Genomic DNA, 7,817 nt, shown 5'->3' on the forward strand with positions numbered 1-7,817 from the left:
CGCCGCCGTGCACCTGTCTCTGACCGGCCGGTCGACGACCCTGGTGGAGACTCCGGCGTTCGGCGGGGAACAGCCCCGGAGCAAGCCCAAACCCGTACCCGAGTTCCCTCGGCGACAGCTAGCGGTGGTTTGTTGGACCGGGGTGTAGAGATCGATGGGTCTTCCGGTGCTGAGGGCGTTGATCAGGTTTTGGAGTTCGGTGGGCGGGGGCTTGGTTGTCCGGGCTCGCCAGTAGCGTTGCAGTGTGGCCCAGGGCGCCAGCCAGCTACGGACGGCCCGGATTGCCTTGGGCCGGCAGGCCGGGTGGGACGGCGGATGGCCCTCTCTCTGCCCGGCCGGCGGCCGGTTCCTGGTCGCCGGCGCGTGGGGGTGGGGCGAACCAAGTGTCCCAGCAGAAGGAGAACGCGCAGGTGAAGAGGGTCTGGTGGCGGCGGGTCGCGGTGTCGGAGCGGACTTGGAAGTCGGCCCGGCCGAGTTCGTCCTTGATCTGTTTGTAGCTCTGCTCGATCCAGTGCCGAAGGCCGTGGATCCGCACGATCTCGGTCAGGTCGGCCGGCGGGTTCGGGCTGTCCGCCGTACGTGGTCCGCCGGGCCGGGGCAGGTCGGTGGCCAGGTACCAGGTGGACCGCGCGGGCAGGGTGGCGGGGTCGGTGGTGGCCACGACCAGGCGGACGTTTCCGTCGGGGCCCCACCAGCCCGGTCGCGCGTCGGCGGCCCACCAGGTGGTGGTGTGCCCGTCGCGGAAGGTGCGGGTGACCGCGCTCCGCTCGCCCGGCTCGTCCGGGCCATGCCAGGCCAGGGTGCGGGCGGCATCGACGGGGGTGTACGCCTCGTCCCCGTAGGCCCAGGTGCCACGGCGGGGCTTGATCGCCGTCACGAACGGCAGGCCGGCGGCGGCCGGTTCACGGCGGAAGCCGTCCTGGTCGCCGTGGGCGCAGTCGGCGGCCACTGCCCGCAAGGGCACTCCCGTTTCCTTCGCCTGCCGGGCCAGGGCGGCTCCGATCTGCAGTTTCGTGCGGAAGGCGGGGTCGTTCCTGCCGTTCGGGAATGTGGTGGGCGGGAGTGCAGGGCACGGTGTGCAGCGGGTAGTAGACGCGCTCGTCCGCCCAGCAGGTGGTCACGGTGACGACGCCACGGTCGATCTTCCCGACCGAGCCCGGGTACTGCTTGCCCACGTGCGCGGTCGTGCTTCCGTCCTTGCGGTCGCCGGAGTCGCCGATCACCAGCACGCCGCCCGGGTGCGGGGCAGTCGCTGGCTCCCGCACACGAGTTGAGGGAGCCGGTGCTGGAGCGCACTGAGTGCGAGGAGTGGTACGAGCGGGCTGCGGAACAGGGGCACCGACGGGCCCAGGTGCGGGTCGGGGTGTTCGCCTCTGCACGCGGCGATGTCGTCGAGGCGGTCCGCTGGTACCGCCTCGCGACGGAGGCCGGCAGTCGCAACGGCGCCTTCAACCTGGAGCTGCTGCCCGCCCGGGAGGGCAGCGAGCCCGAGGCCGCACTGTGGTGGAAGCGCGCCGCCCGCGCCGGGCACGGACGGGCCGCCCTGCGGCTGGCACTGCTGCCCGCACGGCGCGAAGAGTTGGCCGAAGGCCAGCGGTGCGCCGACCTCACGGTGTCCTTCGGACCCGGGGAAGTCGCCGCGCGCCCGCCGGCCGGTTGAGGGACGCACTGGGCGAGGAACTCTCCGCCTGACACCGTGCGGTGCCGACTCGTAGGCTGAGTCGGAAATTGACGGGCCGTCATTTATGAAAAACGAGGTGCCCGCGATAACTGTGGCGCACGTCATGGGGGGTAACCTGGCGGCTGGATACCGCCCGTACGGGTGGCGCAGGGACGGAGAGTCGCGGTGGCGGAGGAAATCGACACGAGCAAGCCCAGTATCGCGCGGGTTTACGACGCGGTCCTCGGCGGCAAGGACAACTACGAGGTCGACCGCGCGGTTGCCGAAGGGGTCAAGCAGACGGTGCCGCACATCGGGGACGTGGGGTGGTTCAACCGGGCCGTGCTCGGCCGCACGGTCAGCCACCTGGCGTCCGAGGTGGGGATCAAGCAGTTCATCGACCTCGGTGCCGGGCTCCCCACGCTGGAGAACACCCACCAAGTGGCTCAGCGCGTCAACCCCGAAGCCAGGGTCGTCTACGTCGACAACGATCCGATCGTCCTCGCCCACGGGCACGCCCGCTTGGGGGAGAACGCGAACACCGGCGTCTCCAACGCGGACCTGCGCGACCCGCGGACCGTGCTCCAGGAACCCGCCGTCAAGCGGCTGATCAACTTCGACGAGCCGGTCGGCGTGCTGCTCGTCGGCGTCCTCCACCACTTGCACGACGACGAGGACCCCAAGGGCATCGTCGACGCGTACATGTCCCACGTGCCCTCGGGCAGCCACCTCGTGATCACGGCGTTCTGCGACACCGGACCGGAGACCCGGGCCGTCGAGCAGACGATGCTGCACCTCCTCGGTACGGGCCGCTTCCGCACCACCGAGGAGATCACCGCGTACTTCGACGGGTACGAGCTGTTGGACCCCGGTGTGGTGTCCCTGCCGTTGTGGCGTCCGACGGAGCCGGTCGAGGAGCCGTTGAACGTCGCGCAGCGACTGATGGCCGGGGGGGTGGCGCGCAAGCGCTGATGCATTGAGCGGGGCTCTGCGATTTGCTCCCTACCCGTGCGTCACGTGAAGTTCGTTTCACAGACGCGGGGTGGAGCAGCTCGGTAGCTCACTGGGCTCATAACCCAGAGGTCTTCTAACCACCGAACCTGCGACCGCCCCCGGTCGTGAGACGCGGGGGCGGGGTACCGGCGGTCAGGGCCGGTTGGTGGCGAAGCTGGTGCGAACCGTGACCTGGCTGAAGCTCTGATCTGGATCGCGGCGTGCGCCGGATTTCGTGATGGAGAGGCGTTCGGTCTGAGAGAGGAGAATGTCGGCTGGGCTGACAGCGTCCTCTACGTAAAGGAGCAGCGGCAGAACGGGCAGGCGAACAAGCTGAAGACGAAGGCCAGCAAGGTGACGCTCCCCGTGGACCGGTTCCTGATGCAGCGGCTGGCCGCTCACAGGGCCCGGTTCACCGGACCGGAGCCGGTGTCCAGAAGGGCGCGGCAGAAGCGACTTCAGCGCGGCTACGTGCCGCCGCCTGACGAGGGGCTGATGGTGACCGCGCGGGACGGCAGGCCCGCTGCACCGCAACAGGTTCAACGAGAAGTTCAGGGAAGCGGTGGGACTGGCCGGACTGCCGGCGCGCACTCGCTTCCACGACCTCAAGCACTTCTCTACGTCCCGGCTCGGGGCGTCCGGCCTCCATGATCCGAAGACGGTGCAGGCGCTCTCGCGGCACGCGGAGTTCTCCGAGACGTGGGACACCTACGCGCATCCGCCCATGGCTGTGGAGGGCGTGAAGGTGGTCACTTTCAGCGGTCTGTTCACCACGGTCCGCGACCGTGCGGTGCGGGCCACAGCGTGAAACCGGGCGGCGAAGGGGCTTGACCCCGGCCGCCCCTGATGTGCCGGACTCAACGACGCAACGAGGCTGACCATCGCGGCGCGAGGGCGGGCCGGGCCCGTGGAACGGTCCGCGCACCTGATTCGACCCCGATTCGACCCCACGAGTGCGGGCAGAGTGGAGCACCGCTCTGACCAGGGCCGGAGCGGTAGCGGCAGACGAGTCGGGCTGTACGCCGGGTTCTGTCGCCCGGTCGCCTCGCGGCGGCCGGGGAGACGGCCATCCATCTAGGGCCGGTGTTGCCACCGGCCTCGTGCGGTCTACCCGCGGACTCGGGCGGGCTGCCCTCGAACGTCCGCGCAGAGCCGTTGGTTTCAGCGGCCCCTCTTGACCTTGCTCCGGGTGGGGTTTACCTAGCCGCCTGGGTCACCCCAGGCGCTGGTGGTCTCTTACACCACCGTTTCACCCTTACCGAGAGCCGGAAGCCCTCGGCGGTCTGTTTTCTGTGGCACTGTCCCGCGGGTCACCCCGGGTGGCCGTTAGCCACCACCCTGCCCTGTGGAGCCCGGACGTTCCTCGGGAGGATCCGGGGATCCTCACGCGGCCGTCCGCCCGGCTCGTCTGCCGTGGCGACCATGTTACCCGCCATCGCGGGCCCGGACGATCAGCTCCGTACGGCTCCGTACCGGCTCCGTACCGGCTCCGTACGGCTCCGGCGCCGGGTGCGGCCGGGTCCTTGACCTTGTCGCGACGTCATGGTTTCCACTGGTCCCATGAGGATCGGAGAGATCGCCGCACTCGTCGGCGTCACCCCCCGTACCGTCCGCCACTACCACCATCTCGGGCTGCTGCCCGAACCCGAACGACGCCCCAACGGCTATCGCGACTACGGCCTGCAGCACGCGGTCGTCCTCGCCCGGGTCCGGCGGCTCACGGAGCTGGGGCTCGGGCTGGCCGAGGTGCGTGATGTGATCGCCGACGACGCGGGGCGGGAACTGGTGGAGGTGCTGGAGGAACTGGACGCCGATCTGGTGCGTCAGGAGGCCGCCGTCGCCGAGCAGCGCGCCAGGCTCGGGTTCCTGATCGAGCAGGCGAAAGAGGGGCGGCTGCCCGTCGAAGGGCCCGTCTCGCCCGAACTCGCCGGACTGCTCGGCGCGCTCGGGCCCAGCGACTCGCCCATGGTCGCCAAGGACCGTTCGCACATGGCGCTGCTGGACAGTGTGATGGCACCGGAGGAACGGAAGCGGATGTTCACCGCGCTCCGGCCGATGATGGAGGACCCCGAGTGGCTGGCGCGCGTCCAGGAGCTGTACGAGCGTCTCGACGACCTCGCGGACGCGGACGCCGACGACCCACGCGTCGGGCCCCTCAGCGATGATCTCGCCGGGTGCCTGCCCGATGAGCTGTTCGGGCTGATCGGCGACGCGGGTGACTGGACGGCGGACAGCGGGCCGAACGACGCCGGAAACACCTTCGGGGAGGCGTTCCTCGCCGACTTCGCGCCGGCTCAGGCCGCCGTCGTACGGCGGATGCTGGCACGCCTCGCCGCACGCGCCCGGGAGCTGCGGTGAAGGCCGCCCGGATCGCCCTGTGGGCGGTACTGCCCGGGGAGATCGCCCTGGTCGTCGCGCTGCTGGCGGATGTGGCCGTGCCGGGCGCCGTGCTCGTCGTCGCCGAATCGCTGGTCGTCGGAGTCCTCGCGCTGGAGACCACGGTGTTCCTGCGGCTGTACGGCGCGGCCCGCCGGACCGGAGCGGACCGGCGGGCGGCCCTGCGTACGGCCGTCGACACCCTCGTCCCGGTCGTCCTGCGCCGGCTGCTCGTGCACGAGGTGCGGGCGTTGCACAGCCTGGGGCTCTGGGTGCTGCGGCGGCGCCACGGTGTCGGGACCGGCGCCCACGCGGCGGCGTACACCGCGCCCCAGACCGCCATGATGTGGGGAATGATCTTTGTGTCCCTCGTGGAGACCGTGGCACTGGCGGTGGTGATCCCCTGGCCGCTCGTCCATCTGATCACCCTGGTCATCGATGTGTACGGGCTGGTGCTGATGCTCGCCATCAACGCCTCCTGCGTCACCCGCCCCCATGTGGTGGGCGCGGACGGATCGCTGCGGCTCCGCTACGGCGCGCTGTTCGATCTGCGGATTCCCGCGCGGGACATCCTCCGGGCGCGGGTCGAGCGCCGCTATCCGACCGGCAGCCTGGTCCAGCAGCGCGACGACGGATCGATGGAGCTGATCGTGGGCGGGCAGACGACGGTGGCCGTCGAACTGGCGGCGCCGGTCGGTTACGTACGGCCGCTGGGCCGGCGCGGGACCGCGCACACCATCCGCTTCCACGCGGACGACCCACAGGCACTGGTGGCCGCGCTCAAGCTGACGCGGTCGGGGCTCGGGGAGCATGTGCCAGGTCAGGACCCGGCCCCGGGGCGGGAGCGGGAACAGGACCCGGGGCGGGAGCGCGAGCGGGGCTGAGGTGGGCGGGGCTGCGGTGGGGTGCCGGTCCGCCTGACCAGAGCCCCGGCCCCGTGCCCGTGACGCCCGGACCCGTGACGCCCGGTCCCGCCCGGGCCCATCGGTCGGTCGCGCCCGATGCCCGTCGGCCCGCTGGCCGGTCCCGCCCGGGGCCCGTCGGCCCGTCACGCCCCGGCCGCCCGTCGGCCTGCCGGCCGGTCACGCCCCGGCCCGCCGACCCGTCACGCCGGGGCGAACAGCACCTTCGCCGTACCGGGGTCCGCGCGGGTGAGCCGGACCCGTAGGGGTTCGCCCAGGGGCAGGGTGCCGTCGCCCTCGATTCTCGCGACCACCGCGGGGTCCTGGAGGTGGACCGTACCGACGCTGGGTTCGTTCTCCTGCACATCCACCACGAACCCGTCGAAGACCTCGCCCACCCGCCCTCTGAGCAGCGCCGCCTCGACGACATCGACGCATTCGCGCTCCACCGTGTTGGCACGGCGGGAACCGTCCGCCATCTCCCGGGGCAGTGCGTCCAGCGCGGTGAGCACCCACTCGGGCACCCCCTGCCCCGCACAGGCCGCGGCGCACAGTTCGCCCGCGTACCGGTCGACCAGCCGCCGCAGCGGGGCCGTGCAGTGTGTGTACTCGTCGGCGACGGCCGCGTGGATCGCGGGCGACGGCAGTCTGCCGCCGGTGAAGACGCTGTAGCCCGCGCCGCGCAGGAGGGCCGTGCAGTCCTGGAGGAAGGCGGCGTGGCGGGCGTCGCGCGGATCGAGGGACCGTACGACATCGGCGTACGAGACATGGTGCGGCCAGTCGACCCCCAGGGCCCTGGCCGAGCGGCGCAGCGTCGCCACCGCGCCGTCCGGGGCGGTCGGCAGGGTGCGCAGGACACCGGTGCCCGCCGTCTTCATGATGTCGGCCGCGGCCATGCCGGTGAGGAGGGAGAGCTGGGCGTTCCAGCCGTCGGCGGGGCGCGGGGCGCGGTATTCGAGTTCGTACGCGCCGTCCCGCTCGGTGATCTCCTGCTCGGGCACATTGAGGGAGATCCCGCCGCGTTCGCGCTCCAGCGCCTCCCGCAGCAGCCCGATGTCCTTGAGGAGCGCGAGCGGTTCGTCGGCGGTGCCCGCGTCGATCTGCCGCTGGGCGGTTTCGTAGTCCAGTCGCGCCCGGCTGCGGACGAGCGCCCGCCGTACCTCGGCGGCGACGGTGCGCCCCTCGGCGTCCAGGTCGATCCGCCACAGCAGCGCGGGGACCGTCCGGCCGGGCAGCAGGCTGGCGGCGGCCTCGGAGAGCACCTCCGGGTGCAGCGGAACCTTTCCGTCCGGGAAGTAGAGCGTCTGCACGCGGCGGTGGGCCTCGGCGTCGAGCGCGCCGCCCGGGGCCACGAACGCGGCGACGTCGGCGATCGCGTAGTGCACCCGGAATCCGCTCTGGTGGCGGGCGAGGTGCAGCGCCTGGTCGAGATCGGTGGACCCCGGCGGGTCGATGGTGAAGAGGGGGATGCCGGTGGCGTCGGACCGGGGCAGCCGCGGGGACCGGGCCGCGGACTCGGCCTCCTCCCGGACGGCGGGCGGGAAGTCCGCCGGGACGCCGAGCCGTGTCCGCAACTCGCGCAGCGCTGCCCGCAGCGGGGCCTCGGCTGCGCCGGTCGTGTGCATCAGGCGGCGGGGCATGGATCGAGCGTATGGCGGGCGGGGGCGCACGGCACGCCGGGCCGTCTCCGTCCGCGGCGGGCGGCTCGGGACCTGGCTTGGCATCCGGACCGGGAGACCCGGCGCGGAACCCGGCGCGGGACCCGGCGCGGAACCCCCGGCCCGGGACCCGGCCCGGGACCCGGCTTGGAACCCTCGGCTCGGCAGCCGACCAGGGATCCCCGGCGCGGCGCCCCCGGCCCGGGACCCGGCTGGGACCCCCCGGCT

General features: G+C 72.2%; 6 protein-coding genes, 1 other RNA gene and 2 pseudogenes. 5 read left to right on the forward strand and 4 right to left on the reverse strand.

What is annotated here, in order from left to right; all coding sequences use genetic code 11:
* Nucleotides 1-118: 118 nt before the first annotated feature.
* Nucleotides 119-1,259 (reverse strand): annotated as a pseudogene (locus tag ACWF94_RS26840) (IS701 family transposase); the annotation flags it as partial.
* Here ACWF94_RS26840 and ACWF94_RS26845 point away from each other — a divergent pair.
* Both ACWF94_RS26845 and ACWF94_RS26850 read left to right on the forward strand, forming a co-directional pair.
* Nucleotides 1,226-1,692, forward strand: a pseudogene (locus ACWF94_RS26845) (sel1 repeat family protein); the annotation flags it as partial. The pseudogenes ACWF94_RS26840 and ACWF94_RS26845 sit on opposite strands and share 34 nt — an antisense overlap.
* Nucleotides 1,693-1,846: 154 nt before the next feature.
* Entirely contained in the window at nucleotides 1,847-2,632 is a 786-nt protein-coding gene (locus ACWF94_RS26850) for an SAM-dependent methyltransferase (protein WP_453493639.1), read from the forward strand.
* Between the two features lie 174 nt (nucleotides 2,633-2,806).
* On the opposite strand, the gene ACWF94_RS26855 is transcribed toward ACWF94_RS26850, so the two are convergent.
* Nucleotides 2,807-3,055 carry a hypothetical protein gene (locus tag ACWF94_RS26855; RefSeq protein WP_453493641.1) on the reverse strand — a complete coding sequence of 83 codons (249 nt, stop codon included), beginning with the start codon at nucleotides 3,053-3,055 and terminating at the stop codon, nucleotides 2,807-2,809.
* A gap of 160 nt (nucleotides 3,056-3,215) precedes the next feature.
* On the opposite strand from ACWF94_RS26855, the gene ACWF94_RS26860 reads away from it, so the two are divergent.
* Complete coding sequence (locus ACWF94_RS26860) at nucleotides 3,216-3,461, forward strand: hypothetical protein (protein WP_453493644.1); 246 nt, start codon at nucleotides 3,216-3,218, stop codon at nucleotides 3,459-3,461.
* Nucleotides 3,462-3,655: 194 nt separating this feature from the next.
* Here ACWF94_RS26860 and rnpB read toward each other — a convergent pair.
* An RNA gene (gene rnpB, locus ACWF94_RS26865) (RNase P RNA component class A) lies at nucleotides 3,656-4,060 on the reverse strand.
* A gap of 153 nt (nucleotides 4,061-4,213) precedes the next feature.
* On the opposite strand from rnpB, the gene ACWF94_RS26870 reads away from it, so the two are divergent.
* Both ACWF94_RS26870 and ACWF94_RS26875 read left to right on the forward strand, forming a co-directional pair.
* Nucleotides 4,214-5,011, forward strand: a complete 798-nt coding sequence (locus ACWF94_RS26870) for a MerR family transcriptional regulator (protein WP_453493647.1) — start codon at nucleotides 4,214-4,216, stop codon at nucleotides 5,009-5,011.
* The gene (locus ACWF94_RS26875; RefSeq protein ID WP_453493650.1) at nucleotides 5,008-5,913 is read left to right on the forward strand and encodes a hypothetical protein; all 906 of its coding nucleotides are present in this window, start codon (nucleotides 5,008-5,010) and stop codon (nucleotides 5,911-5,913) included. The genes ACWF94_RS26870 and ACWF94_RS26875 overlap by 4 nt, the downstream gene beginning before the upstream one ends.
* Nucleotides 5,914-6,134: 221 nt before the next feature.
* Here ACWF94_RS26875 and ACWF94_RS26880 read toward each other — a convergent pair whose 3' ends face one another.
* Nucleotides 6,135-7,571 carry an RNB domain-containing ribonuclease gene (locus ACWF94_RS26880; RefSeq protein WP_453493653.1) on the reverse strand — a complete coding sequence of 479 codons (1,437 nt, stop codon included), beginning with the start codon at nucleotides 7,569-7,571 and terminating at the stop codon, nucleotides 6,135-6,137.
* Nucleotides 7,572-7,817: the final 246 nt, after the last annotated feature.

The organism is Streptomyces sp. NPDC055078 (assembly GCF_053607985.1).